The sequence below is a fragment of the Microbulbifer sp. A4B17 genome (assembly GCF_003076275.1).
Lineage (GTDB): Bacteria > Pseudomonadota > Gammaproteobacteria > Pseudomonadales > Cellvibrionaceae > Microbulbifer.
In genome coordinates this window covers 3,713,278-3,737,364 of record NZ_CP029064.1, presented here as the reverse complement: position 1 = coordinate 3,737,364, position 24,087 = coordinate 3,713,278, and the positions used below count along the sequence as shown (strand labels likewise).

Annotated in this window: 27 protein-coding genes; 21 read left to right on the top strand and 6 right to left on the bottom strand. The window is 45.9% G+C overall.

The features are described 5' to 3' along the window. Nucleotides 1-8: 8 nt before the first annotated feature. A complete protein-coding gene (locus BTJ40_RS16470) occupies nucleotides 9-974 on the top strand; it encodes an alpha/beta fold hydrolase (RefSeq protein ID WP_238152035.1) in 966 nt (321 codons plus the stop codon). Here the strand turns inward: BTJ40_RS16470 and BTJ40_RS16465 are convergent. Beyond that, nucleotides 971-1,315, bottom strand: coding sequence for a 5-carboxymethyl-2-hydroxymuconate Delta-isomerase (locus BTJ40_RS16465; RefSeq protein ID WP_108734114.1), 345 nt, complete (start codon nucleotides 1,313-1,315; stop codon nucleotides 971-973). The two genes, BTJ40_RS16470 and BTJ40_RS16465, sit on opposite strands and share 4 nt — an antisense overlap. Nucleotides 1,316-1,368: 53 nt before the next feature. Then, a complete protein-coding gene (gene folE, locus BTJ40_RS16460; RefSeq protein WP_108734113.1) occupies nucleotides 1,369-1,911 on the bottom strand; it encodes a GTP cyclohydrolase I FolE in 543 nt (180 codons plus the stop codon). A 380-nt stretch (nucleotides 1,912-2,291) separates the two neighbouring features. Here folE and prmB point away from each other — a divergent pair, with 380 nt between their 5' ends. After that, entirely contained in the window at nucleotides 2,292-3,215 is a 924-nt protein-coding gene (gene prmB, locus BTJ40_RS16455) for a 50S ribosomal protein L3 N(5)-glutamine methyltransferase (RefSeq protein ID WP_108734112.1), read from the top strand. Nucleotides 3,216-3,388: 173 nt separating this feature from the next. Beyond that, on the top strand, nucleotides 3,389-4,465 hold the full coding sequence (aroC, locus tag BTJ40_RS16450) for a chorismate synthase (protein WP_108734111.1): 1,077 nt from the start codon (nucleotides 3,389-3,391) through the stop codon (nucleotides 4,463-4,465). Between the two features lie 59 nt (nucleotides 4,466-4,524). On the opposite strand, the gene BTJ40_RS16445 is transcribed toward aroC, so the two are convergent. Continuing rightward, nucleotides 4,525-5,604 (bottom strand): integron integrase, encoded by a 1,080-nt coding sequence (locus BTJ40_RS16445; protein ID WP_108734110.1) that lies wholly within the window; start codon nucleotides 5,602-5,604, stop codon nucleotides 4,525-4,527. Nucleotides 5,605-5,934: 330 nt separating this feature from the next. On the opposite strand from BTJ40_RS16445, the gene BTJ40_RS16440 reads away from it, so the two are divergent. The 15 genes from BTJ40_RS16440 to BTJ40_RS16370 all read left to right on the top strand — a co-directional run bounded on the left by BTJ40_RS16440 (nucleotide 5,935) and on the right by BTJ40_RS16370 (nucleotide 16,708). After that, the gene (locus tag BTJ40_RS16440) at nucleotides 5,935-6,402 is read left to right on the top strand and encodes a hypothetical protein (RefSeq protein ID WP_108734109.1); all 468 of its coding nucleotides are present in this window, start codon (nucleotides 5,935-5,937) and stop codon (nucleotides 6,400-6,402) included. A gap of 99 nt (nucleotides 6,403-6,501) precedes the next feature. Then, a complete protein-coding gene (locus BTJ40_RS22370; RefSeq protein ID WP_157954126.1) occupies nucleotides 6,502-6,837 on the top strand; it encodes a hypothetical protein in 336 nt (111 codons plus the stop codon). A 565-nt stretch (nucleotides 6,838-7,402) separates the two neighbouring features. Then, nucleotides 7,403-7,759: a hypothetical protein gene (locus BTJ40_RS16430; protein ID WP_108734107.1), complete on the top strand. Its 357-nt coding sequence runs from the start codon at nucleotides 7,403-7,405 to the stop codon at nucleotides 7,757-7,759. A 68-nt stretch (nucleotides 7,760-7,827) separates the two neighbouring features. Continuing rightward, nucleotides 7,828-8,316 carry a GNAT family N-acetyltransferase gene (locus BTJ40_RS16425; RefSeq protein WP_108734106.1) on the top strand — a complete coding sequence of 163 codons (489 nt, stop codon included), beginning with the start codon at nucleotides 7,828-7,830 and terminating at the stop codon, nucleotides 8,314-8,316. A 555-nt stretch (nucleotides 8,317-8,871) separates the two neighbouring features. Then, entirely contained in the window at nucleotides 8,872-9,246 is a 375-nt protein-coding gene (locus BTJ40_RS16420) for a hypothetical protein (RefSeq protein ID WP_108734105.1), read from the top strand. A 35-nt stretch (nucleotides 9,247-9,281) separates the two neighbouring features. Next, nucleotides 9,282-9,671 (top strand): DUF6678 family protein, encoded by a 390-nt coding sequence (locus BTJ40_RS16415; RefSeq protein WP_108735302.1) that lies wholly within the window; start codon nucleotides 9,282-9,284, stop codon nucleotides 9,669-9,671. 62 nt (nucleotides 9,672-9,733) lie between these two features. Next, nucleotides 9,734-10,354 carry a hypothetical protein gene (locus tag BTJ40_RS16410; protein ID WP_108734104.1) on the top strand — a complete coding sequence of 207 codons (621 nt, stop codon included), beginning with the start codon at nucleotides 9,734-9,736 and terminating at the stop codon, nucleotides 10,352-10,354. 435 nt (nucleotides 10,355-10,789) lie between these two features. Next, on the top strand, nucleotides 10,790-11,065 hold the full coding sequence (locus tag BTJ40_RS16400; RefSeq protein WP_108734102.1) for a hypothetical protein: 276 nt from the start codon (nucleotides 10,790-10,792) through the stop codon (nucleotides 11,063-11,065). Between the two features lie 82 nt (nucleotides 11,066-11,147). Next, complete coding sequence (locus tag BTJ40_RS16395) at nucleotides 11,148-11,564, top strand: hypothetical protein (RefSeq protein WP_108734101.1); 417 nt, start codon at nucleotides 11,148-11,150, stop codon at nucleotides 11,562-11,564. A 128-nt stretch (nucleotides 11,565-11,692) separates the two neighbouring features. Next, nucleotides 11,693-12,418, top strand: coding sequence for a transposase (locus BTJ40_RS22830; RefSeq protein ID WP_238152034.1), 726 nt, complete (start codon nucleotides 11,693-11,695; stop codon nucleotides 12,416-12,418). After that, entirely contained in the window at nucleotides 12,388-13,284 is an 897-nt protein-coding gene (locus BTJ40_RS22825) for a transposase (RefSeq protein ID WP_238152033.1), read from the top strand. The genes BTJ40_RS22830 and BTJ40_RS22825 overlap by 31 nt, the downstream gene beginning before the upstream one ends. 167 nt (nucleotides 13,285-13,451) lie before the next feature. Then, entirely contained in the window at nucleotides 13,452-13,844 is a 393-nt protein-coding gene (locus BTJ40_RS16385) for a hypothetical protein (RefSeq protein ID WP_108734100.1), read from the top strand. After that, a complete protein-coding gene (locus BTJ40_RS16380; RefSeq protein ID WP_157954124.1) occupies nucleotides 13,837-14,736 on the top strand; it encodes a hypothetical protein in 900 nt (299 codons plus the stop codon). The genes BTJ40_RS16385 and BTJ40_RS16380 overlap by 8 nt, the downstream gene beginning before the upstream one ends. A gap of 662 nt (nucleotides 14,737-15,398) precedes the next feature. Continuing rightward, nucleotides 15,399-16,235 (top strand): glycoside hydrolase family 12, encoded by an 837-nt coding sequence (locus BTJ40_RS16375; RefSeq protein ID WP_108734098.1) that lies wholly within the window; start codon nucleotides 15,399-15,401, stop codon nucleotides 16,233-16,235. A 5-nt stretch (nucleotides 16,236-16,240) separates the two neighbouring features. Beyond that, a complete protein-coding gene (locus BTJ40_RS16370) occupies nucleotides 16,241-16,708 on the top strand; it encodes a hypothetical protein (RefSeq protein WP_202862818.1) in 468 nt (155 codons plus the stop codon). Nucleotides 16,709-16,983: 275 nt separating this feature from the next. Here BTJ40_RS16370 and BTJ40_RS16365 read toward each other — a convergent pair whose 3' ends face one another. Continuing rightward, nucleotides 16,984-17,652, bottom strand: coding sequence for a FecR family protein (locus BTJ40_RS16365; protein WP_108734097.1), 669 nt, complete (start codon nucleotides 17,650-17,652; stop codon nucleotides 16,984-16,986). A gap of 556 nt (nucleotides 17,653-18,208) precedes the next feature. On the opposite strand from BTJ40_RS16365, the gene BTJ40_RS16360 reads away from it, so the two are divergent. Both BTJ40_RS16360 and BTJ40_RS16355 read left to right on the top strand, forming a co-directional pair. Then, a complete protein-coding gene (locus BTJ40_RS16360) occupies nucleotides 18,209-18,997 on the top strand; it encodes a TauD/TfdA family dioxygenase (protein ID WP_108734096.1) in 789 nt (262 codons plus the stop codon). Between the two features lie 3 nt (nucleotides 18,998-19,000). Further along, nucleotides 19,001-19,771 (top strand): sulfite exporter TauE/SafE family protein, encoded by a 771-nt coding sequence (locus BTJ40_RS16355; RefSeq protein ID WP_108734095.1) that lies wholly within the window; start codon nucleotides 19,001-19,003, stop codon nucleotides 19,769-19,771. Nucleotides 19,772-19,806: 35 nt separating this feature from the next. On the opposite strand, the gene BTJ40_RS16350 is transcribed toward BTJ40_RS16355, so the two are convergent. Continuing rightward, on the bottom strand, nucleotides 19,807-20,412 hold the full coding sequence (locus tag BTJ40_RS16350) for a tRNA-uridine aminocarboxypropyltransferase (RefSeq protein WP_108734094.1): 606 nt from the start codon (nucleotides 20,410-20,412) through the stop codon (nucleotides 19,807-19,809). A gap of 30 nt (nucleotides 20,413-20,442) precedes the next feature. Here BTJ40_RS16350 and BTJ40_RS16345 point away from each other — a divergent pair, with 30 nt between their 5' ends. Continuing rightward, nucleotides 20,443-20,877 (top strand): GNAT family N-acetyltransferase, encoded by a 435-nt coding sequence (locus tag BTJ40_RS16345; RefSeq protein WP_108734093.1) that lies wholly within the window; start codon nucleotides 20,443-20,445, stop codon nucleotides 20,875-20,877. 147 nt (nucleotides 20,878-21,024) lie between these two features. Here the strand turns inward: BTJ40_RS16345 and BTJ40_RS16340 are convergent, their stop codons facing one another. Then, nucleotides 21,025-23,739, bottom strand: a complete 2,715-nt coding sequence (locus BTJ40_RS16340; RefSeq protein ID WP_108734092.1) for a discoidin domain-containing protein — start codon at nucleotides 23,737-23,739, stop codon at nucleotides 21,025-21,027. Nucleotides 23,740-24,087: the final 348 nt, after the last annotated feature.

The following is a 24,087-nucleotide window of genomic DNA, read 5'->3' as shown; positions in this document are numbered from 1 at the left end:
TCCCTATTGTGCTGATCACAACTGTCATTGCGGATGTTGTTGGTGGGCCGCACCATTTCACCACCTGTTTTAGTCACTATCCGGTGGATATCACTTTGGCGACAAATCAAATCACTCCCCGTGAGCTCACCATAGAGTTTGATCATAAATCGATTGCCGCGCGCCAATGGGGCGACCCGGAGGGTGAGCCGGTAATTGCCCTCCACGGTTGGTTGGATAACTGCGCCAGCTTTAATCGGCTGGCCCCTCTGCTGACAGGAATCAACCTGGTGGCGGTAGATATGCCCGGCCATGGTCACAGCTACCACCGCTCACTCGACGCCAACTACAACATCTGGGAAGAGGCTGAAGATATTCTGGGGGCGGTGCATGCGCTCGGCTGGCGCAAGTTCTCCATACTGGCTCATTCCCGTGGCGCTATTGCCGGGGTGATCACCGCCGGAGCCTTCCCCGACCGAGTAAAACGCCTGGCACTGATTGACGGCCTGGTGCCCCCCTCCACTGAAGATGAAAAGGCTCCGGAGAACCTGGCAAAAGCCATCGCCCAGAGGGCTCGTTACGCCGCCCGTAAGCTGCGGATTTACAGTACTTTCGAGGAGGCCGTAGAAGCGCGCAAGAACGGCATGTTCCCATTAACTGAGTGGGCTGCGCAGGTGTTGACTGAGCGCGGTACCCGGGAAGTGGAAGGTGGTTATATGTGGAGTAATGATCCCCGATTGATGGCGGCTTCCACGGCCAAGCTCAATGAGCCGCAGATCAAGGCGTATCTGTCCCGATTGAATATGCCAGTGCAGCTGGTTCTCGCTGAAGATGGTATTGCGGATATGCTCAAGCGACTGCGCCCTGTGTTGGAGGGTTTTCCGGGCATTGAAGCGCGGGAAATGCCCGGAAGCCACCACTTGCACTTGGAGGAGAGCGGCGCTCAGGCAATTGCGGAGTGGTTTGGTCCTTTCTTGCGCGGTGAGACCGCTTAAAAGGGAACCCGCTTGGAATAGCAGCTGGCATCCATCTCCCGTACCTCGACAGAGACTGCGGGAACTCCCTCAGCGAACTGGCACAGGCTGTTAAACACTGCCGAGCTTAGAGCCTCCCTTTCCCTAGTGGAGCGCCCTTCAAGCAGGCGGATCTCTGCGTGAATAAAGCTGCTGCCGTTGTCCCCGGCAATAAACTGATCGTAGGACTTGGCGCGGGTCTTGATATTGTGGGAGGCGAATAAACCGGAACGGTGCATCGCCTCCTGGGCCGAGCTGACCAGCGCAGCGACAGAAATCTTCTCTTCCAGATTTTTCGCATACTCTATGATCAGGTGAGGCATAGCGGTCACTCCTCGGTCAAAGCGGCCTGGTGGCCGCTGGGATCCTGTGGCGTTTATTGGCGCAGCAGGGAGAGGAACTCATTGCGGGTGGCCTGGTTGCTGCGGAAAGTACCGAGCATAGCCGAAGTCTTCATGACAGAGTTCTGTTTTTCCACACCGCGCATCATCATGCACATATGTTTGGCTTCGATGATCACGCCGACACCGGCGGCACCGGTAACGTTTAGCAGGGTCTCGGCGATCTCTACAGTCAGCTGTTCCTGAATTTGCAGGCGGCGCGCAAACATATCGACAATGCGTGCTACCTTGGACAGGCCAACGACCTTGCCATTGGGAATATAGGCTACGTGGGCACGGCCGATAAACGGCAGCAGGTGGTGCTCACACAGGGAGTAGAGTTCGATATCCTTAACCAGCACCATTTCGCTGCAATCGGACGGGAAGAGCGCATCGTTGACTACATCTTCCACGGTCTGCTTATAGCCGCGAGTCAGGTATTCCATGGCTTTGGCGGCGCGCCCCGGGGTGTCTTTGAGCCCAGGGCGTTGCGGGTCTTCGCCGATTGCTTCAATAATTCGCGCGTAATGTTCGTTCATGCTGCTCTTTCCAACATCTCAGCCCGAAGGGCGGGTGCGCTACCCTAAGCGTTTGTAACCCGAGAGTAAAGATCCGCGCGGACCCAGAGGCCTGTTGATGCCAACTGATCACCACCGGCGGAGACTGATTTTTGTCCAGCAGAGTAGAATAAGGGCTGTGTAGTCACTAGCGAGAGATAATAATGAAGTTGGGGGTAAAAATGGCCTGGGCCCTTCGGACTACGGCTGTAGAATTGCCGTTTAGAGTTACTCGTCGCTTATTTGGAATATCCAAACTACACTCCCCGTGCCTTGACTGGCGCTTCTATAGCCACAATAGAGGCCATCCAATGAGTGACAGCAGGCCCTGACGAGATACATAGCACTTAAGGATAGATTCGATGATAGAAAGGCGTGAATCCAGCCTCCACGAGCTGACCACGGTTTTGGACTATATCCGCTGGGGGACCAGCCGATTCAATGAGGCCGACCTCTACTACGGCCATGGCACCGATAACGCCTGGGACGAGGCTGTTTTACTGGTAACCCATGCCCTGCATTTGCCCCCCTACAGCAAGTCGGAAATTCTCCAGGCCCGCCTGACCATGGAGGAGCGTCGCGATGTGCTTACTATTCTGGAGCGGCGTTTTACCGAGCGGGTCCCAGCGGCCTACCTGACCAAGGAAGCGCACTTCTGCGATATGACATTTTATGTGGACGAGCGTGTACTGGTACCCCGTTCACCGATTGGCGAGATGATTCGCCACAATTTCCAGCCCTGGCTCAATGTTGAGCCCCTGGCGATTCTGGATCTCTGTTGCGGGAGCGGTTGTATTGGTATCGCCTGTGCCGAGGCCTTCCCGGAAGCGCGAGTCGACTTGAGCGATATCTCCGAAGATGCGATCGAAGTGGCGCAGATCAATATTAATCGTCACGATCTGAACGAACGGGTGCGCGCGGTACAATCTGACCTCTTTGCCGGTCTGCATGGCATGAGTTACGAATTGATCGTTTGTAACCCGCCCTATGTTGATGCCCGCGATTTGGCTGAAATGCCCAAGGAATACCACGCCGAACCGGATATAGCTTTGGGCTCTGGCGATGACGGTCTCGATTTTACCCGCCGCCTGCTGCGCGAAGCCGCCAACCACTTACAACCCGACGGCCTGTTGATCTGCGAAGTGGGCAATAGCTGGGAAGCCCTGGAAAAAGCCTTCCCGGAGGTGCCGTTTATGTGGCCCGAGTTTGAGGATGGCGGCCACGGTGTCTTTGCCATCAGCCGGGAAGAACTGCTCGCCTATCAACCCTACTTCGAAAAGGAATAATTCCTTTTGCCTCCCCGGCAATCTCGGTTGCCGGGTTATGGGCACAAGCCCGGTTCTGCGGACACTTGTGCTTTTTGCCCCAGTCTGCGCACTGGGGCGGGCAGATCATTTATAATGCGCGCCCCTATTATGGGCCATCCTGTTTTACCACCTACTAGCTGGAAAAGTCGTCTATGTCGGGCAATACCTTTGGCAAGCTGTTTTGTGTCACCACCTTTGGCGAAAGTCACGGCCCCGCGCTCGGCTGTATCGTCGATGGATGCCCTCCGGGTCTGGAGATCAGTGAAGAAGAAATTCAGCGAGAGCTGGACCGCCGCAAGCCGGGCACTTCCCGCTATACCACCCAGCGCCGTGAGCCCGACCAGGTAAAAATCCTTTCCGGTGTTTTCGAGGGAAAAACCACCGGCACGCCTATTGGCCTGTTGATTGAAAATACCGACCAGCGCTCCAAGGACTACAGCAATATCGCTGAACAGGTAAGGCCAGCCCATGCCGATTTCACCTATTGGCAAAAATACGGCATTCGCGACTACCGTGGGGGCGGTCGCTCTTCCGCCCGTGAGACTGCCATGCGGGTTGCCGCCGGAGCCATCGCCAAAAAATGGCTAAAACAAAAATACGGCATTGAAGTGCGCGGTTATCTCTCACAATTGGGCCCGATTAAAGTACAAAAACTGGATTGGGATCAGGTAGAGCAAAACCCCTTCTTTTGCCCGGATGCCGATCGGGTCCCCGAAATGGAGACCTATATGCAGGAGCTTATCAAAGAGGGGAACTCCATCGGAGCGCGTATCTCAGTACACGCCAGCGGCGTTCCTGCTGGACTGGGTGAACCTATTTTTGATCGCCTGGATGCAGATCTGGCCCACGGCTTAATGAGTATTAACGCGGTAAAAGGCGTGGAAATTGGAGCTGGCTTTGACAGCGTGGAGCAGAAGGGCACTGAGCACCGAGATGAAATCACTCCGGAAGAAGGGTTCCTGTCGAATAATGCCGGTGGTGTGTTGGGTGGTATTTCTAGTGGCCAGGATATCATTGCCCATATCGCCCTGAAGCCGACTTCCAGTTTGCGTATTCCCGGCCGCAGCGTTGACCGCTCCGGCAATCCCATTGAAGTCGTTACTAAAGGCCGCCACGACCCCTGTGTTGGTATTCGAGCAACGCCTATCGCCGAAGCCATGATGGCCCTGGTTCTGATCGATCACGCACTGCGCCACCGCGCGCAAAACGGCGATGTAACACCGGGATAATTCGATCGGCCTTTTCCTATTGCGGTACCGGCGAAAGCCGGTATCCGATCTCCTCGCTGCTAAGATGCAGCCAATAAGCTAAGCTCCTGAACTTCACCTACCTTGCTCCCCAAAAAATAGTTAGCTTCAGTCTGCTCAATTTTATTAATGTTGCGCAGTTGATCTGAGGGGCTTAAAACGCCTTTATTTCCCCGATTTACGACATGGGTATAAATTTCAGTAGTACTAACATCCGAATGCCCTAGCAGCTCCTGAATCGTACGCAAGTCATAACCCGCTTCGAGCAAGTGAGTCGCAAAACTATGGCGAAATGCATGGCAACGAGCCGGTTTGTTGACTCTCGCTAGCTTGACAGCTATACAAACCTGGCGCGCTAAAGTTGTTGCGTGCATATGATGCCTTCTGTTTTCACCGGAGCGAGGACATTGGCCGATGGTGCTGGAAGGGAAAAGGTATTGCCAAGCGAGTTGTCGGCTTGCACTTGGATACTTTCTTTCCAAGGCGTTAGGTAAATAAACCGAACCAAAACCAGCCAAAAGATCTTGTTGGTGTAATAGGGAAACAGTCTCCACCTGCCTATGTAACTGCACAATTAACCCATTAGGTAATATCGTAGTGCGATCTTTATCCCCCTTACCACCTCGAACAAAAATATTATTGCTGTCGAAGTCTATATCCTTTATACGTAAAGAAAGCAGTTCGGCACTGCGAAGGCCGCTACCGTACATTAGTTCAACCTGTAATCTGTAAGTGCCTTCAAGATGATCCAAAATTGCTGATATTTCTCTACGGCTATAAACCACAGGCAGGTACTTTTGTTGTTTTGCCAGTTTAAAGTCCAATGCCTGAATATCTCTACCTAAGAATCTCTTGTACAGATATATCAAAGCGTTCAGAGCTATTCGCTGTGTATTTGCGGAGCAAAGACCCTGAACTGCAAGGTGAGAGAGAAACGTCTCAATCTCAACAGCTCCCATATCAGCAGGGTGCTTCTTTTTATTGAAATGAATGAAACGTTTAACCCAGTGCGTGTAAGTTTGCTCTGTTCGGTACGATAGTCCTTGCTTTCGAATATGAAATCGCAGATTGTCCATAAAGCGTTCAGGCTTACCTGGGATTTTATGGCGAATGTCGTCCATGATATTGCCCTTAAACTGTTTTTATATACAGTATTTGCTCTTTTGTCCTGCTGTCAATATCAGAATTCAAGAGAAGCTTCTCCTATTTCTGGGGGTGAGGGTCTATCTCTTTGATTTTTATAGGTTTGGTAATGTTATAAAGAGCAGAAAAAGCAGGTAGATATATAGCGCCTGCTATATATCTACCTGTTGAGAATTATGTCAAAGGTCATAAATTTTTGATATTATTGGGTTTTTGAGATTGTCTTGAAAGAAGTGAGTAGAATTATATAGAAGGGTGATATGAAGACGCTTCTTTTGAATTAACTGTTATGTGGTCGCACTTGAGAAATGAATCAAGAATTGGAAGAGCAGGAATTTGAAAAGTATTGCCTTGCTGAAGAGGCAATCAAAGATATCTTGTACATGTATTATGTGTGCGTCGATTATCGCTGCCTGTTTAGCGATTTCGGTACAGAGGATGGGAAATTCGATCCGTTTTCGTATGTAGATTGCACAGCAGAATCTATTGGTGGCGAAGGGTTGGACATAAATTTACTTCATGAGGGGGCTGCGATAAAAATGGCTTGCTATATTCTGCAAGCTTGGGACCAAGGTGGCTATCCAGAAGTAAAAACGGATATGATTCTCAATATTCAGGAATGTTTGAGGCAGGGAAGGCTTGATCATTTGCCGCAGCTAAGAGAGTTCATCGAGTTAGCCCTAAAGTCTGGTATCAAAGCAGAAGAAAAGTCGCCCGAAATTTACAAAGAATATGTCGCAGGCTATTTCAGAAGGTTAATCGGGAAAAATACATAACAAATGCATGCAGCATAGCCCAGCTGCGCTGGGCTGGACCTCCGCAAGCGTGGCTTGCTCCGGCCGCTGATGCAGGCGTTATAAATCTTGGAGATTTTTGTGCTCGGAAAGCTGAATGCAATAGCCACATATATTGCTTGGTTGTTTCTTGGGGGTATGATTGCATCCTTTGTTCTTGGTTACTTCGATGTTACTTATGAGATGCCCATCTACTATTTGATCTTTGGCGGTTTTTTCTTGTTTGCAATTATTCATTTCGTATTGGCGTTTTGGGTGCGTTGCCCGATTTGCAACAAGTGTTTAACCATTCAGGGTACGCATGGGGTTCATCCTGCCTCTATACACAAAAGCTGGTCGTCTGTTGTATTCCACTGGTTTTCAGGTAGGGTAGGTTGCATACATTGTGGTGCTACAATTTCTACAAATGATTTATAACAAGCCGCAGCAATCGCTCTCTTTGGTCGCTGGGACAGCCAAAACGCTACGCTTATTTGTCTGCCCCTGTGCGGGGCGTTAGCTGTGGTAAAGAGAATTATGAGAAGAAAATATACAGCGTCGGAAATATACGAAGAAATTGGGCCGAATTTAGTGAGCTGCTGGATCACTTCATCCCTGATGGGAGTGTTGTTTCTTGGTTCTCTCGCTTCCACAATACTTGGTGGGATTGGTTACGATACGATATTGCTCGTTTTCTCGGGCCTAATTCTGATCCAGGCTATCCGTGGAATTGTAAAGCTAAGAAAACTGCGGGCAAGGCTACAAGCAGACCCTGAGTCAGTTCGTATGTCAGAGGTTTTAACAGCCCCGAGCTTCAAGGGTATATATGCCTTTGTGAGGTAGCAGCTAACAAACACAGGCAATATGCTCCGGCCCTTCGGGCCTCCGCGGGACGTCTTACCTTGTGCACCTTTTGCGCAGGTCGCTACGCTCCCAGTTTTGCGCAAAACGCGCACAAGGTAAGCCGCCCCTGCTGTGGGCGTTATATTCCTTTGAGAGAACGATGAACAACTTAGATAAGCTCGGCAAGATCATTGCGCAGGATTTAAGAGATTCTTCATTGGAACGATATTTGGCTCTAGAATCTGGTAGTCTCAAATCTCCAAGTACTCAAGAACTTATCAAGGAGCTTGATGGGTTCTCCGATGAGCAGAAAGCAGTTATCCGAAAAGTTCTAACTAACTGCATAGATAGCGGGGTACACAATCTTCTTTTCGCTATTGAAGAAGAAAAAGAAGACATCGCAGTGTTAATAGACAATGAAAACGTAGCTGAACTATCTGATGGATTGAACGGTGAAATTTATACTGAGGACGGCTGGTTTGAGAAATTTAGCCAGTACGGTGAGAATGGAATATAACCAGGCAATGCAGCGGACTGCTGTGCAGCCGCGCTGATTGCGGCGTTAAGTGTCCCGAGAAATAAACTATGAGCGTTGAAATCAGGCATAGCAAGAAAGAAGATATTCCGGAAATTCGAGATATTTATGCTCAATCATCATGCTATGCGGGAACACTGCAGTTGCCTTATCCATCACTTGATAAGTGGGAAAAATTTCTTGGAAATGTACCCGAAAATTTCTACAGCTTAGTTGCGGTCGTAGATGGAAAAGTGGTTGGCCAAATAGGAATGGAGGTGTTTGCCAACCCGCGAAGGAAACATGTCTCGAATATGGGTATGGCGGTATGTGAGGAGCATCAGAAAATCGGTGTTGGTTCTAGTCTTCTTGAGGCTATGTTAAACCTAGCCATAAACTGGCTGGCAATTCGCCGCATTGAGTTAGAAGTTTATACCGACAATGAGCATGCAATAGGTCTGTATGAGAAGTTCGGTTTTAAAATAGAGGGGACTGCTAAGGCCTACGCCTTCAGAGGCGGGGAGTACGCGGATGTCCATCTCATGGCCAAGGTTACCTAGCGTAATTCCACTTAACAAACAGCGGCAGAGCGACAGCCAACACTACGCGCCTTTTGTGTTACTCGCTGTCGCTTAAACATTAACACAAAAGGCGCTCCGCGTTGGCTGAGCCTGCGCTGGGCGTTATAGGGCTTAAAGGTGTCGAAGAACATTGTCATATTAGGCGCTGTTAGCCTGCTTGTGCCGCTTGTGTATCTAGTCTCGTCGTCTTCGCTACTGCAAGGTGAGATTAGTGTGGTCGAAGAATTTCCTGCGCACGAGCAGCAGTGTAATACGAAACACGATTGCAGGCTTGTGTATACGAGCTATGACCCGTATGAGTGTAACTATTCTATCTCAAAGAAAAATTATCCACGCTACCAAGAAATATGGCAGGGCAAGCACTTTTATCCGTGTGCATTAATTGGAAACTGTGATGCGGAAAATGACGTTATGTTGCCTTTATGTGAGTCAGAAGCAAGTTGTATAAACAACCTGTGTAGCGTGATCCCTATAACAAGTAAAGGCACCGGACGTACAGGCGTGCGCTCGGTGCTTTAGGCGTTAAAAGGCAAAATGAATCTAACCATAATCACAAGTTTCCTGTTCTTTGTAGTTTTGTCCCTAGGGTCATTGTTCCTTAGCGACGCTCCAGCAAAAGTTCATGCGGTCAACATCGCTTGTTTTTTTGTGGCATTTTTTCTAGGCACTGTCGTAGCAGAAAAAAGACCAAGTGATTTGCCCACCTATATAATCTGGCTAGTGGCCGGCCTCCTTGGGTTGTTTGCCTGGGATGTTGTCTCTTCGCTTGTCATTGTTAAGGCAGGGGTTTTTATGGGTTGGTATATTATTTATCCGGTAGGTTTACTGGGTATTCTATGCCTACAAATTATGGCTCGTGCCGCCAGCAAGTTCGGGCCTTTTAACAAGAAAAGGCAAGGCGACGCGTAAACGCGCGCTTGCTTTGGGCGCTATACGAGTTTTCAATGAACGAAGTCCTTTCTAAAGTCATAGATCAAAGACAGCTTGTTTCTATAATGAACAAGACTAAGTGGAGAGAGTTGTGTTCATTGTTCGCTGACCAAGGTGATGCATCTCCAGAAGTGAGATATAAGCTGATATACGAAGATAAAATACTTGGTTTTAGCAAGGTGTGGTGGAATGAACTTTTTGATTATTCCGTCGCGATAGAATGGATAGATTTCGACCCATATGAACATGAATTCAGAGGTCGTTTAGTATCTGACAAGGATATTGATATAAGTAGTGGAATACTTGAAGTACTCCATAAGTTTAATATTCCTTACTCTATTGAAGGTAAATACTATAGGGTATGGGGTTACATTAATGCGGATTCTAATCCAGAATTCGTATAACAAGGGCCTGCAACCTGACCTCCGGCAGTTGAGGCCGGCGTTATGCGTAAAGGAAGCACTGAGTGAGTAGCCAAGAATGGTATAGGAACGAAGAGTGGAGCGAAGAAATTGAAAGCAAATTCTTCGAGAAGCTTAAGCGTGCTCGCCGAAAAGAACAATATTTGCGAATCCAGGCTTGTACCATTGCCAGTACAGAGCCAGATGTTGCACTTTCACTACTAGAACAATACTTCGAGCTAAGCGATGACTTCAATCATGCTCAGGCATACTGTGATATGGCAACCGCATATATCGCCAAATATGATATCGAAAGTGCAATCAATTTTTATGGCAAGGCATTAGAGCGAGAATCGGCTTTTCCACATCTAAAAACCGATGCATATATTCTCTATCCACTGCTCATCGTAGAGAAGAAACTTACTAACTTATATCAGTCTGCCAACGAAGTCCTAGATGAGCATCAGGAGCGATTAATGTTTCCTGTCGATCATTTTCGGTGGCATGCTGCAAAGGCAATCATTTCCGCTGAAAGCGGTGAAAACGAGCAGGCAGCTAATCATGCCGCTCAAGCATTCGACGCTGCTCAAATAAAAAAATCAGGTTTTCGTTTTCATCAAAACCTTGGCCTGGTTGGCAAGGAATATAAAGGCTTGGTAAATGAGCTTCGTGCCATACACGCATAACAAGGCGCTTAAGCAAGGACGCGCTAACGCGCGCCGCTTAGCTTGACGTTATTGTGGCGGTCGGCTTTATTAATTTTTCATAGTAACTGAAGCTTTAGTGCCACTAAATTGCACTCGGCATTGAGCAATTTCTCTGGTTGAAATTCAAGCAGCTTCTCCCCTAGAGTATTTGCTCAAGTGCAGCAGAAATGAGTATTCCGCTGCAGTTTCGCGGAGTGCCAGTAAGATAGGAATTGGTTGGGGAAAGTGCGGTATTCTTTCCTCGTAAATATTGGGCAGCGGCCAGCCAAACTATGGCTGGCAAAGTGCTGGTAGTAGGTCCCGAGCGCGCCAACCATAACCAGGCTAGGCAAGCTCGCCCAACCCCTTCGGGGCTGGGCTGGACAGCCTACGCGTTGCTTCGGCTGCCCTTGCTAGCAGCGTTAAGAGGCAAATTTGAGACTGATTAAATATAGTGTAATCTGGTACTTAGTTGGAGCATTTGGCTGGTATTTATCTGGTGTTGCTATTAGTCTTATCCAGCATTCAGAAAACCACTTTGAAAGTATGGCCTTATTTTTTAGCCCCATTGCAGTGCCATTCACTTTGTATGATTGTTTAGGTCGTTCACAAAGTAAGTTGGAGGGAAGTGTAGTTGTTATGGGGATATCTTATACATTAATTTTAATATTGTTATTTTTGTTGTGGCATCGCAATAAAAATGCCTCTTAACCAGGCCAAGCAGGATTGCCCAGCTGACAGCTGGGCTGGACGGCCTACGCTTTGCTTCGGCCTCCCCTGTTGGCAACGTTAAATGCTTATGAGAGAAATTTCAGTATTCATAGCCTTATTTCTAGCTGCGTCGGTTTACGCAGGAGGCGACAATTTTCCGGTTCATATCACTTACTATGAAGGTGATGGGTATAAATTTAAGTTCACAGCATCTGTTTCAGAAGAGCGGAAATGGATGGATATGGAATGCGAGAAAATTTATGTTTCTGGTGAATATGACAAGTTAAAGTGGGCTAAGTACAAAAGGCCTATGAGTGAGGAAAACCACATGCTAGCACTTAGCTACCTTGAGAAAGCCTCAATCAGTAAGAAAAAAATCTATTTGGGCTATCTGGGTTCAGGACTTCATCGGGTTGCTAAGTGCACATATATAAGCAAAGGTTTAATATTTGAAAACTATGGCAAACCACATGTCATGTCTGTGCATGGCAGCATTTAACAAGGGCCAGCAACGGACTGTCAAACCTGTCACTTTTTGCGCGCTTCGGGGCACAAAAAAACGCCAGCTTTGCCAGCCGCTGTGGCCGGCGTTCAGGCTGTAGAAAAACTCTTAAAAGATAGTATTTTTTGATAAAATGGGATCTCGTTATTGAGATCCTCAACATGCCCAACTTTAAGCACTATGATTACAACCAAGATGCCATGGTTGTAATTAACTTCGAAGAGCAGTTACAGCCTCAAACTTTTGAGTTTACTCTCCACCATCTGATCAATGATCACATAGATCTATCTGCCTTTAATGATAAGTATCAAAATGATGGTGGTGGCCGCTCAGCTTATGATCCCGCGATTCTTCTAAAGATCATTTTATTTGCTTACTCCAAAGGCATCACCTCTAGCCGTGAGATCCAGTGGCAGTGTGAACACAGCATCATTTTTAAGGCGCTCTCATGTGATAGCACTCCACACTTCACCAGTATCGCGAGCTTCGTTAGTAGCTATCCTGATGCAATTGAGTCTGTATTTGAACAGGTCTTGATGGTGTGTAGTGAACAGGGGCTTCTTGGCAATGAGCTCTTTGCGATAGATGGCTGTAAAATGTCATCAAATGCTAGCAAAGCGCATTCTGGCACTTTTAAAGAGCTGAGAAAGAAGCGGGAGAAAATTCGTAAGAAGATCAAATCCTGCCTCAGTGAACACAAAAGGCTTGATGGAAGAAAACCTCAAGAAAGGGAGCGAAAACAGGCTGTTGCTAAGGCTGCTGACACATTACAAAAGCACTTTGAAAAAATTGATCAGTTCCTAAAGAGTCATCCCCAAGGATGGGGCAAGGCAAAAGACCAAAAGAAGTAAAAAGCAATATCACAGATAATGAATCAGCGAAGATGACTACTAGCAAGGGGACTATTCAAGGTTATAACGGTATTGCGGCAGTGGATAAGAAACATCAAATAGTCGTTGAAGCACAAGCTTTTGGTGATGGGCAAGAGCACCATACCTTGAAGCCTATTTTGAATGGTATTAGTACACGCTATAAAAATACCGAGATTGATGAAGATATCTTAGACAAAGATATCATTATCACTGCTGATACTGGGTTTTCAAATGAGTCCAATTATAAGTACTTGAGAGACAATGGAATCAATGCCTACATTCCTGACAATAAATTCAGGTCAAGAGATAGCAGCTTCTCTGAGCAAAAAGAGAAATATGGTAAACGTAATCAAGGAAAAAAAGTTGGAGTTCCCCAGATAATATCGGCCAAAGATTTTACCTTTAATAAAAGAAAGAAAACCTGCATTTGCCCAGCGGGTAAAGAGATGTCTCTTCAAAGAGAGGAATATGTTAGCGAGGGTAAAAGAAAGCTCTTTTTTGAGAGGCGTTTAACGGATTGCAGAAATTGTGATCTGAAACATCAATGCATGCGAAGCCCAGATTCAGCAGATACGAGAAAGGGACATGGTCGGCAGGTATCACTAACTTGGACAAACGGGCGTACTGCTACCGATTGGATGAAAAAGCGAGTTGATAGCATAAAAGGTAAAACCATTTATGCGCACCGTATGTCGGTTGTTGAGCCTGTGTTTGGGAACATAGGTACCAATAAAGGGTTGAATCGGTTCTCCTTGCGAGGGAAGAACAAGGTTCAAGGCCAATGGCAGATGTTTTGCTTAGTACATAACATTGAAAAGTTGATGAGATATGGCAATATCCACTGATTGAGTGGTGTAATATGGACTTAAGAAGCCAAAATTCTATGTAGTGATATAATTCTAGTTCTTCAGAAGAAATCTCTAGAATTTTAGATGGGCGATGATTGATTGGATAGGGGATTTGATCAATCTGTTTTTCTACACCCTCGTTAACTGTCAGCAAGGAATGAGTTTTGTCACAAGAAACAGCCGTAGATATTCCTCTGGATTTAGATCCAAATCCAGAGGGAGACAATTGCTTCGAAGTGGTGATAAGCGAAGGTGTATCTCGTCTTACTTACTTCGCTAGTAAAATGGAAAACGGCTATTTAGCCAATGCCGGCGAAGTTGTGGTAACTTTTTCAGGCTTCGTGGCATCTAGATATGTTGGTTCAGAACCAGCTGGGGAACTATATCCAGGCTGGAATCAGCTTGAATCTAGCTTTTGTGAAATCAAAAATTCCCAATGGGCTGCTAGCTTTTCTAATAACATTGAAATTTATCACCACTATGTATTTTGTTTAAACCACCAAGTGTACGAGTGCATCGCTAAGGGGCATGATGTTAGTGGTGCCAATAGTGAGTGAAACAGTTAACAAACGCAGGCTGCCAGACAACCGGGACGTCGCTTCGCTCCTAAAAACTCCCGGTTGCCGCAGCTGCGGGCGTTATATTCTCGGTGCCATTATGAGATATCTGTTCTCTCTATCCTTTATTCTCTATGCTCTCAGCGCTAGCTCAAATGAACTAGAAAAAATTTTAGAAAGCTGGAGTCTTTCTAAAACGCCTGTTGAGATAATCGAGAATATAAAGAGGCAAGACCGCGACCCAGAGTCTTATGAAGATCTAAGAATAAAATGGGATCGGCATGTTGTTTATAAGTCCGACGGAAAGCTCAAATTAAAAATTGAAAGGAACCCACATTCGAGCACCGAGTTAGAAATCGGAGAGTTTTTATATCGCTCAATAGACAAAGGTGAGTTTGGTGGTGAGCTAGGATACACCTATAGAGGGGAGTATTTTCCCTTATTAGAAGGTAATGTGCGTAAGTTAATACTTTATGGGGAAAAGCTTTATATATTGGAGGGGCTCGATCACATGATGTCCAGAGGTGTGGTCTATGTGATTCCTGATGCGGAAAACCCTTCTCACCCTGAGCGTGTTACTTTATTACCCGAAGCCCCGAACGAGGCTTTGATAACTGACGATGGTTTTCTTTTGATCGTGGGCGACAATGGCCTCTATTTTGTATCAGATGATTTCTTCAGTATTCTTTATTGGAATGCTTTTTGGTCGGGGATATACCTATGGGGGCCAACGAGCGTCGTCGAATATACTGATAAGTATTTAATCGGCTTACCAAAGGGAGTTGCGGTCGTTGAGCTAATAAGCCCATTTGAGCCCCCCAAAATTGAACTGTATATGACCAACGAATTTAACAAGTCAATCCAGCCGACCGCTAAAGCGTCGGCTGATTGAGGCGTTATGAGCCATCGGTTAGATAATGAAATTCAATCTTATTTCAGCACTCATTTTGGGTTTATTTATTGCGGTACTTAGCCTATATGTTGCTTGGTAGCATAATCCGCAATGTGAGTTTCATTGTGAGGGTACAATTTATTGGGGGGCGTGGCTGCAAATAGGTTTGTCTTGGTTTATTGTCGGCTCGCTTTTGGTATACGGTATTATCTGGTTAATTCGAATTTTTTATAGATTGGTGCGGAGATCCGGTGACAACTCATAACAATCATAGGCACGCTGCTACGGCCCTTCGGGCCTACGCTCTGCAATGAGTTGATTGATGATATTGGACAGTCGGTTGGGTTTAAATATAAGCCTATTGATCTAACTTCGCTTATAAAGAAGTGTGATGATAATTATATCCAAAATAAGGCTGATAAATATGTAAAACTATGTTATGAGACGATGAATGAGGGCCTTTAGTAGTAAGTTGATAATATATAACTTTAATTTCCTACATTTTATATTTTCTCATTGCTTAGGGTTAGATTGATTTTTTGTTTGATGGTAAATGTTATACTATTGGATAGTATAATTTCTATTTTCAAATTTCCTTACCTTGACATGCCATATTTTGAGTCCGGTAGGAGTATTCAGTTTGTTTAATGTGAGGTGGTGACTTGAGATTTTTCTTAGCTTTTTCTATCGCTCTCGCGTCTTTTTCAGTTTCCGTTAATAAAGGTATTGAGTGGATTAAACCAGAAACAATAACTATAAGCTGCAAAGATTACTATAGTGTACCAACTAAGTTTGGTGTGTTGAGCAACAATGTCTGGAATAAACATGCTGCAAAAGATGACCCTTGGAGCCAATGCTTAGAGAAAAGACATGTAGATGGAGAATTACAATTTGGTTGGTCCTGGTCTTGGCCTTATGGGAGAGAAGTGATTTACGCTCAACCGCAAATAAAAGTAGGTTCCTCTCCTTGGGCACCAGAACCTAAGTTTGATGATTCATTTCCCTTGAAGATCTCTAGTCTTACTGAACTTGATATTTTTCATCATACAGAAAGTATGTCTAATGGAAACCATAATACAACTACGACTATGTGGCTCATATCAGAAGCCTATAGAGGGGGTGAACAAAATCGTTCAGTAATAGCTGCTGAGATTATGATTTGGACTTACTTTACGGAGGGACACTTTAGTCCTGCGGGAAGAAAGCGTGGAGAACTTTCGATTAATGGTACTGTGTGGGAGATTTGGTACGATAAAAACTGGAAGGACATGTCTGGAATAAATGATAATAACTGGGTATATATATCATTTAAGGCAAAGCAACCTTCTGTAAAAGTATCGATCCCTGGTTTAAAACTTCTGAAATTCGCAATTCAAGACGGTTTAATTTCCAAGGATTGGTATATCGCTGACGTAGAGCTTGGAAATGAAGTTATGAGCGGATCAGGAGTTACTTGGGTAAAAGATTTTGCAGTTAATTATAATATAGGAAAGAAGTAAGGCTGTTGATTTTCTTTGCAGAGATGCAATTTGAATTGCTACTGGTGTACTTTAAGTGTGAGGGTACATTTACTGAGTCAAAGATCTCAACAGGTACAGGGATACATGATAGTACCCGCTCTGAAAATGTATTGGTCAGAAGCTCGATTACTCCTTGGGTGATTGTAGCCAGGGTTGTATCCAGTACATTCGCGGCCTCTGGTATGAAAAACTTGGAGTATCCAAGGCATATACTTGAAATGCATAAGTCTGAACGGGATTTATCTGAAATCAGGGATGATGTGATTAGCTTTTTGAAGGATAGGGAGTCCATTGCTTCTATTACGAGTAGCAGAGATCTTGAGAATACTTCAAATATTTATGCAATTAATCAGCAGAGTCGCGCAATGCCCATGAGTGAGCAGGGACAATTAGCTCAAGATGAAAATGCGGCCGGCTATTTAAGGCATGAAGATAAGGATGCAGTTGAATAGTATTTTCAGTCGTTAGCCTGATTGTAATACGGCTTGCGGTATTTAGGGGGCATATAAAAAGAGCTGGCAAGGTTCGGAGTCTCTGGACCAGAAAGAGAAATCCTGGTACCCCTTGCCAGCTGAATAAACTAGGCTAGCAAATTACCTATTGTTAGTAATAGTGAAATACTTATATTGACAGTATTTGCAGGTAGAATTTCAGAAAAGTATTGTTTTTCATATATATAGAAAGGCGGATAAAGCTTCTTTTGTTGGTGTTTGAGTAAATTAGCTCTTTATTCGGGGAGTAGCTCTAGGGCTATATGAGATTCTTCTCTAATGATTTTCAGGTTATAAGATTTACTCAGTAAGTGAACGCTATTTTCAATATGATTCAGGTCATAAGTTCCACTAACGAGCAAACGGCCAGTATCCAGGCCTCTGGTTATTAGTGGTGTGGTTGTAAAGCGGTTAAGTGCTGCTAGTAGTTCTGGCAATCTTATATTGTTCGCTTGAGTATAACCGCTGTACCAATCCTTATAGGCACAAATTTCAAATACTTTAACTGATCCGGTGCTGTGCTCGGTTACTTTGAGCATTTCACCTTTTTCGACCTTAGCTTTGTTTTTAGATTGCTTGATTGGGCTGATCGTAATTGCCCCCTCAAGTACAGCAACTTCTGTCACTCCATACCGCTGGTCAATATTGAAGGTGGCCTCATGGGTGCGGATTGAGGCTTGTCGTGACTCTACGATAAAAGGCCAAGTTATATCCTTATGGATGGTTAATCGGGCTTCCCCGTTAAATAGGCGTATGCGTCTACGTGTCTCAGAGTAATTAATGGATACGTTTGTTGTGGCACTCAATTTTATCTGGCTGCCATCCGGTAATGCTTGTTTAGCGGTTTTCTTTGGGGCTGTTTGATAGCTGGCCTTAAATGGCTCTCGCGTCTTTGAAGTTTCCATATTTAACTCTTCCCCCCTATCTGAGAAGCAGGGTCAGCCTTTAAACTTGAGACTTTAGTCTGCTTTAATAATTTTATGATTGACACATGAGTGGTTGTTCAACCGCGTTTGCTAGGTTGGTTGTTCATATCCGACTGCGCTATTTATGGTTATTTTGCGACGTTTTCTTTTCGCTTTTGGGTGTTGTTTATTGAGGTTTTATTAAATTGTCATGACCTGGCGGGAAGTAACATGATTATCGTGTATTTCGATTAATTTTGAATTTCTTGAAGTTAGGTAATCTTTGCTTTATACCGAGATAATTATTTAAGTTTTGTTAAAAGTCTAGATCTAGACAAGGTAGACCTGAATGGTCACCCAATAGATGAGGTCAGCAGTTTCTCTGTAGAATGGGGGCGTATCTTAGGGTGCCAATAGAGTTTTAGCTGCCCAGAATTAGGGTATTTTCGGTTTGGCACGTTTGTAATATCTGGCATAAAGATTGCTCCTTATAGCTTGTGGTTAGAAGTTTCTGTTCTGGAAAGTGTAAAGGGATTGATTATCGAGGGAGCTGAAAATGTCATCACTATATTTTTCGTCGCACGCGATGCCACTTAGAGTTCCAAGTTACTGTTGTTTCGAACTTGGAGACTGTTCTGATGTAGATTATGAAAGTTATAAGATAGCTTTGTTGAAAAAGGGAATTGTACTTATCCATCTTGGGTTTTCGGACGACTCTGCTGAAGTTATGGAGGATATCGTTAGTACAATCGGTCTGGTTCATGAGCATGATTCCTTAGGACGCACGATATGGGATGTAAGGATTGGTGGTGAAACTGGTAACGAAGCCCTGGCTATATCCCACAGTGATAGAGAATTCTTTCTGCACAATGACGGTGCTTTTGAGTCTGAGATGCCTGGCTACTTTGGTCTCTTTGTTGTGCATGCTGATATGCATGGGGGAGGTGAAAATATTCTCGTTTGTGCGGATCGAATAATCGAAAGTCTCTCTGATAAAACATTCCAAATACTATCAACTAATAAATTTAAACTGCGTGTTCCTGAAGAGTTCCGTAAGTCATCTGATTTTATAGAGGCTTCTTTAATTGATGAAAGTCATGGCTTTAGATATAGGTATGATATTATCGAGCGTGGGTATTGTTCGTCAGATGAGCTGAAAGCCTTGCATGAGCTTGAGCTAAAAATATCTTTACCTCACAATATGTTTAAGGTTAGGTTAAATAATAATCAGATTTTACTGCTGGATAACCGGCGATACCTTCACGCAAGAACGGGAATAAAGGATAGAAAAAGGCATCTTAAGCGAATACGTTTTAATATGCCTGCTACATTGAGGGTTGCTTAACGGGTGGCATTAGAGATAGCTATAGCAGGGTTGTTACTTATCTTAATCGCAGGTATGGCTCATGGAGCATTGGGTTTCGGCTTCCCGATGCTCGCTACGCCTATATTGGCACTTGCTTATGATTTGAAAACGGCAGTTGTGTTAACTATTTTGCCTTCGCTTTTGATTATTGTCTCCAGTCTTTATAGCTGTCGGGATTATAGGGCTGATATCACCAAATATGGTTTGGTGATATTGCTGGTTTCAGTCGGAAGTCTTTCCGGGGCATGGCTACTGACCTGGGCAAACCCTGATGTTCTCAAGCTGTTTTTGGCAGTATCAATCCTGGTATACCTGTTTTCTAACCGCTTAAGAGTACAACTTTCCAGGTTTTCCAGTCGACCAGTACTTTTTCCTGTCATTGTTGGCGGGTTAGCGGGGGTGATTGGTGGGGCAACTAATGCGATTGCTCCACTACTTATGATTTATTTACTGGAAGTTTCCAAGTCCTCGAAAGAGGTGATTCTTATTTCCAATATCTGTTTTTTGATTGGTAAGCTACTACAGCTTGCCGTGCTCTCGCTTTATTTAAGTTTTGATGATTTAGAATTGGTGTCGCTATCCACAATTACTGTATTTGCCTATTTGGGGCTGGTTCTTGGGTTTAGAATTCAGTCCAGGATTGATGAAGAGCGCTATCGAACGATCATTCGGTATGCATTATCTATATTTATGTGTGTGCTGACTTATCAGGGGGTGTCTAATTTGATATTTTTTGATGGTGTAATTGCCTAGTGCTTATGGAGGCTTACGTTCGATAGCCAGTTGTCTTAAGTTGGCTCTAGAGAGTAGCTTCGCTGCTGCAGGTTAATCATCTTTTCAAATGGCTGCAGAAGTTTGGAGAAGTCATTATTTCCTTCAAGTTGCGCCATGGCCATGGCAATACTCTCAATTGTAGATAAGCCATCCGCAACGGTGGTTCTGCGAATAATGTAACTGGACTTAAGGCTCCCGTTGAGGTTGACCCTTGGTAGCTGTTGTAGCCTGGGATTGAGGTGAAGGATTTTTTTGGATTTTTTCCAGGTCGCATCGATAACAATAAGCTGCTCAATCTTTACCGGCTGATTCAGGTGATTGGGGAGAGTGTTTCCTCTGTCCAGTTGGGGTGTTTCAGGCAGCCATTGCAGCGATGGATAGAGCAGGGCACTGGGTATTTCGAGTAGCCTGTCCAGCTGGTTGGTGGGAAGGGTCTCAGAGACGAGCATTTCACTGTTGCTCAGGCACAGGTGCGCCATACGCCCGGTATTGAATGGGTGCTTCTCTTCCTGCGGGTGCTGTATGATCATCACCTTTACGGTATTGGCCAGGTTCACCAGTGCACTGCAATAGCAGACATTAGGTGGGCGCAGGCAGGTGTTACAGGTCTCTCTGGGCATTTTTCTACTTCGGGGTACAGAGGCAGGTTTATGGCGAAAACGCAGCCTTGTTATGCTGTTCAATGGCTGGCAGATCTGGAGGTTCCGCTAGCGAACAAATTTTATCGCATGCATGGATTTCGTGGCAAAGCCAAACGTCATGAGGACTGCGGGATTGTACGTGGTGAACGGGGGGAGGTGATTGCATGCGGCTACTTACGGCGCTATGAAACCTTCAAGTTACTGGCTGGGGTGGCTGTTGCACCGGAATATCAAGGGCAGGGAGTTGCGAGACGGCTGTTGACACTACTTGCTGAGCGTTTTGATAGTAACACCTATACGTTTCCCTATGACTATTTAGAACCTTTTTACTCTTCCTTAGGTTTCGAGAAGGTTCAGGTTGATGATTTGAGCGGTCCAGTGGGAGATTTGTATCGCAGTTATATCAAGCAGGGGCGCTCGATTTTAGCGATGGTCTATCGCTGACTCTGCAGAATAATTATTTTTCAGGTCGTATTTGAATAGGAATAAACTGGTGTGACGGGGTTAATATAGCCCTGATGCTGGAACCTTATTTTCTGGAAGCTGGCTTGAAGAAAGGGCAGCACTGTGAGAGTACTGCCCCAATTGATATTAGAAGGTGCTAATTTCCCAGATGGAATAGCCATACGGGGTATTGCGTTCGGAGCAATCAATCTGCAGGTAGCGGTAGTTACCCTCTACCGTAATTGTGTCGGTGCGCTCACCGGTTCCCATTCCGGAAAATGACTCAATAGCTGTCCAATTGCTGCCGTCGCTGCTGCCGAGCAGAGTATAGGCAGCAGCATTGGCGGTTTCCCAATCGATATTAACGGTGCTGATAGGCTGCACAGAGCCCAGATCATAGGTCAGGCTGACATTTTCGATACCGTGAGCACTCTCCCAGCGGGTACTGCTATCTCCGTCGATTGCCAGCTCAGCACTTTGCAGTTCAGAGGTTGCAGAGATGCTTGCAGCCTGGCCGTCACCACCTGTTAAGCCCAGCTCCCAGATGGAGTAGCCATAGCTGGTGCTGCGCTCAGTGAAGTACAGACGCACATATCGATAGCTACCGCTCAGGGCGTGCTCATCGGTTCTCTCTCCGGCGGTGCCGCCAGTAAAGCTGCCCAGCGTGGTCCAGGAGGTAGTGTCGTTGCTGCCTTGTACCGTATAGGCAGCAGCGCTGGCGGTTTCCCAGTCGATTTTCAGGGTGTTGAGCGCTTCTGCTTGACCCAGATCCAGGAGTACCCACACGGAGTCGCCGCCATGAGCGCTCTCCCAGCGGGTGCTGCTGTCGCCATCAATCGCATTAGCGATGGACTGTATCTCGTTGCTGGCAGTGACGGTGGCCTGTGCAATCAGGTCCTGGCTGCCGCTTTCGCCACTATCACCCTCGCCGTCTCCGTTGTCGGAATCGCTACCGGAGTCATCGCTGCCTCCAATACCTCCAGAGAAGTAGATATTGTCGATCTCGATATCGCTGATCTCCCCATCTACCCCTAGCAGTTCGAATAGTTGCACCACGTTAGACATATCCACTTCATCACTGAAGTCGCTTACGGGGATAGAGATCTGATGCCACTGGCCATCGCGTGCGAAGCCGTAGGGGTCGGCACCATTGGCAAAATCAATCCACTTCTGTTCTACATCGTCAATGCTGCCGCTCTTCATGCCGATCTTGAAAGTCGTGGTAGAGCTGCTTTTCAAAGCAAAATTGAGCGTAGCGATATCGTTATCGAAGGCTGACATGTCGTAGTAATAGTCAGCAGTGAAAGCCATACCAAACCAGCCAGCACCTGCGGAGGTGTAGGACAGGGATTCAGAGCCTTCGTAGGGGGAAGGAGAAGTCTCGATCAGGGTTTCGCCCCAGATATACAGATTGCCATCGGTGCCCAGTTCGAAACTGGAGTCGGCCTCGGCGGTTTCACTGTACAGGGAGAAGGTTCCTCTTGGAGTCGCTTTTTCGATGCTCTCACTAAAGTAAATGTCGTCAATAGAAAGGGAAAAGGCTTCTGCCGGTCCATCGCCGCGCACCATAAATGCCTGGTTAATGGTGTTGTAGTCGACCCCGAATTTGCTCAGGGGGATGCTCACCTCGTGCCACTGCCCATCGCGCTCCAGGCCAAAGGTATCGCCTTCCACGCTCAGGTCCACCCAGGACTCACCACCGCTGGTACTGTTAATACCGATGCCGATAGTCTCGTCGCTGGTGGTTTTCATGCGGAAGTTCAGGTGACCATTTTGATAGTTCATCAAATTCAGGTCGTAGTGCATCCAGACACCCATGCCGTACCATTCGCCGGCATTCATTTGGAATTCAAGGGCATCGCTCTCATCGACGCTGGATTGGCTTTCCATATTGTTCCAGACGTAGAGTTCAATATCGGTTCCAAACGTCAGGGATTCGGAAATATTGCTGCTGTCTCCGAATACGCCCAGATTGCCGCTTTTTGCGGTATCCGCAGCCAGAGAAAGATCGGTGCTGTAGCTGTTGTCATCGTTATCGTAGATACGCACGTAGTCAACGTACATCTTCGCGGGCATTGGGGCGGTGATTTCGCTATTGTCATAGATCTGCGGGAAGATACCGCCAACCGCCAGGTTGAGAATTAAAAAGTTGTGCTGGCGAAATTCATCGAATGCGGAATCACTGGTGTCGGTCAATGCAGCGATCTGGTTGGATTCGTCATCCACCCACATGACGATGCTATCGGGTGTCCAGGTCATTCCGAAGATGTGGTAATCCTCAGTGAGATCGGAACTGGAGCCAAAGTCCTCAACCAGGTTTTGCGATACACCGTAATCTGCCTGTCCGGTATAGTCGTCCGATTCATGCCACCAGTGGAAAGCGCCGGAAACTTCAGAATTTACAACACCGGACTCCAGCGCCTCGGCCATTCCGGCTTCGAGAATATCCAGCTCACCACAGGCAGGCCAGCCCGCTTGACCATAGTCGCTTCCCAGCTGCCAGAATGCCGGCCACAGCCCCGCATCCAAGTCTGGCAATTTAATTCGGGCTTCTATAGTTCCGTATTTGTAAGAAAGTCGCCCGAGAGATTTCAGTCGTGCTGAAGTAAAGCTGCCATCATTTTCCTGTACTGCCTGAATAACCAGGTTTCCGTCTTCAATATAAGTATTGTCGCTATTATCGGTGTAGTTTTGTAATTCGTTGTTTCCCCAGCCGGAGTTGCCAACATCGTAGGTCCAGATGGAGGTGTCGATACTGTCTCCGTCAAAATTATCTTCCCAGACCAAAGTTTTTGAACTGGCCATTGAAGACACAACGGTGCCTACAATAGCTGCCGCTATCGCTGATTTTTTAATAATCATAATTTTCTTTCGTTGTTAATTATTTATTAGAATAAAAAGCCTGATAATGATGGTGTGATACTCCAGACACTGCTTTTGAAATCAGTGAATGCCAGATATCTAAATCACAATTGACTAAAATTCACTCGAAAAACAGGTGGGTCTCACGGGCAAAGCCTAGCAAAACGATTGTTCTCCAGGAAAGCTAATTCAGACCTCTTGTCCCAGTTGTGGTCCTGCTTGCCGCATATGCTTAGAATATAATTTCTTGTAATTTTTTTACAAAAAAATAAATTTCTCTTCGTGCTTTTGTTTGCAAATATTTTGTGAGGGAATTCTATTTTCGATTTTATTAAACCGATCAGGCAG

What these genes read in the sequence shown, in the direction of transcription:
- BTJ40_RS16465 (WP_108734114.1), bottom strand. Translation starts at nt 1,315, where the DNA reads ATGCCTCACCTGATCATAGAGTATGCGAAAAATCTGGAAGAGAAGATT.
- folE (WP_108734113.1), bottom strand. Translation starts at nt 1,911, where the DNA reads ATGAACGAACATTACGCGCGAATTATTGAAGCAATCGGCGAAGACCCG.
- prmB (WP_108734112.1), top strand. Translation starts at nt 2,292, where the DNA reads ATGATAGAAAGGCGTGAATCCAGCCTCCACGAGCTGACCACGGTTTTG.
- aroC (WP_108734111.1), top strand. Translation starts at nt 3,389, where the DNA reads ATGTCGGGCAATACCTTTGGCAAGCTGTTTTGTGTCACCACCTTTGGC.
- BTJ40_RS16445 (WP_108734110.1), bottom strand. Translation starts at nt 5,604, where the DNA reads ATGGACGACATTCGCCATAAAATCCCAGGTAAGCCTGAACGCTTTATG.
- BTJ40_RS16440 (WP_108734109.1), top strand. Translation starts at nt 5,935, where the DNA reads ATGAATCAAGAATTGGAAGAGCAGGAATTTGAAAAGTATTGCCTTGCT.
- BTJ40_RS16430 (WP_108734107.1), top strand. Translation starts at nt 7,403, where the DNA reads ATGAACAACTTAGATAAGCTCGGCAAGATCATTGCGCAGGATTTAAGA.
- BTJ40_RS16425 (WP_108734106.1), top strand. Translation starts at nt 7,828, where the DNA reads ATGAGCGTTGAAATCAGGCATAGCAAGAAAGAAGATATTCCGGAAATT.
- BTJ40_RS16420 (WP_108734105.1), top strand. Translation starts at nt 8,872, where the DNA reads ATGAATCTAACCATAATCACAAGTTTCCTGTTCTTTGTAGTTTTGTCC.
- BTJ40_RS16415 (WP_108735302.1), top strand. Translation starts at nt 9,282, where the DNA reads ATGAACGAAGTCCTTTCTAAAGTCATAGATCAAAGACAGCTTGTTTCT.
- BTJ40_RS16395 (WP_108734101.1), top strand. Translation starts at nt 11,148, where the DNA reads ATGCTTATGAGAGAAATTTCAGTATTCATAGCCTTATTTCTAGCTGCG.
- BTJ40_RS22825 (WP_238152033.1), top strand. Translation starts at nt 12,388, where the DNA reads ATGGGGCAAGGCAAAAGACCAAAAGAAGTAAAAAGCAATATCACAGAT.
- BTJ40_RS16365 (WP_108734097.1), bottom strand. Translation starts at nt 17,652, where the DNA reads ATGGAAACTTCAAAGACGCGAGAGCCATTTAAGGCCAGCTATCAAACA.
- BTJ40_RS16360 (WP_108734096.1), top strand. Translation starts at nt 18,209, where the DNA reads ATGTCATCACTATATTTTTCGTCGCACGCGATGCCACTTAGAGTTCCA.
- BTJ40_RS16350 (WP_108734094.1), bottom strand. Translation starts at nt 20,412, where the DNA reads ATGCCCAGAGAGACCTGTAACACCTGCCTGCGCCCACCTAATGTCTGC.
- BTJ40_RS16345 (WP_108734093.1), top strand. Translation starts at nt 20,443, where the DNA reads ATGGCGAAAACGCAGCCTTGTTATGCTGTTCAATGGCTGGCAGATCTG.
- BTJ40_RS16340 (WP_108734092.1), bottom strand. Translation starts at nt 23,739, where the DNA reads ATGATTATTAAAAAATCAGCGATAGCGGCAGCTATTGTAGGCACCGTT.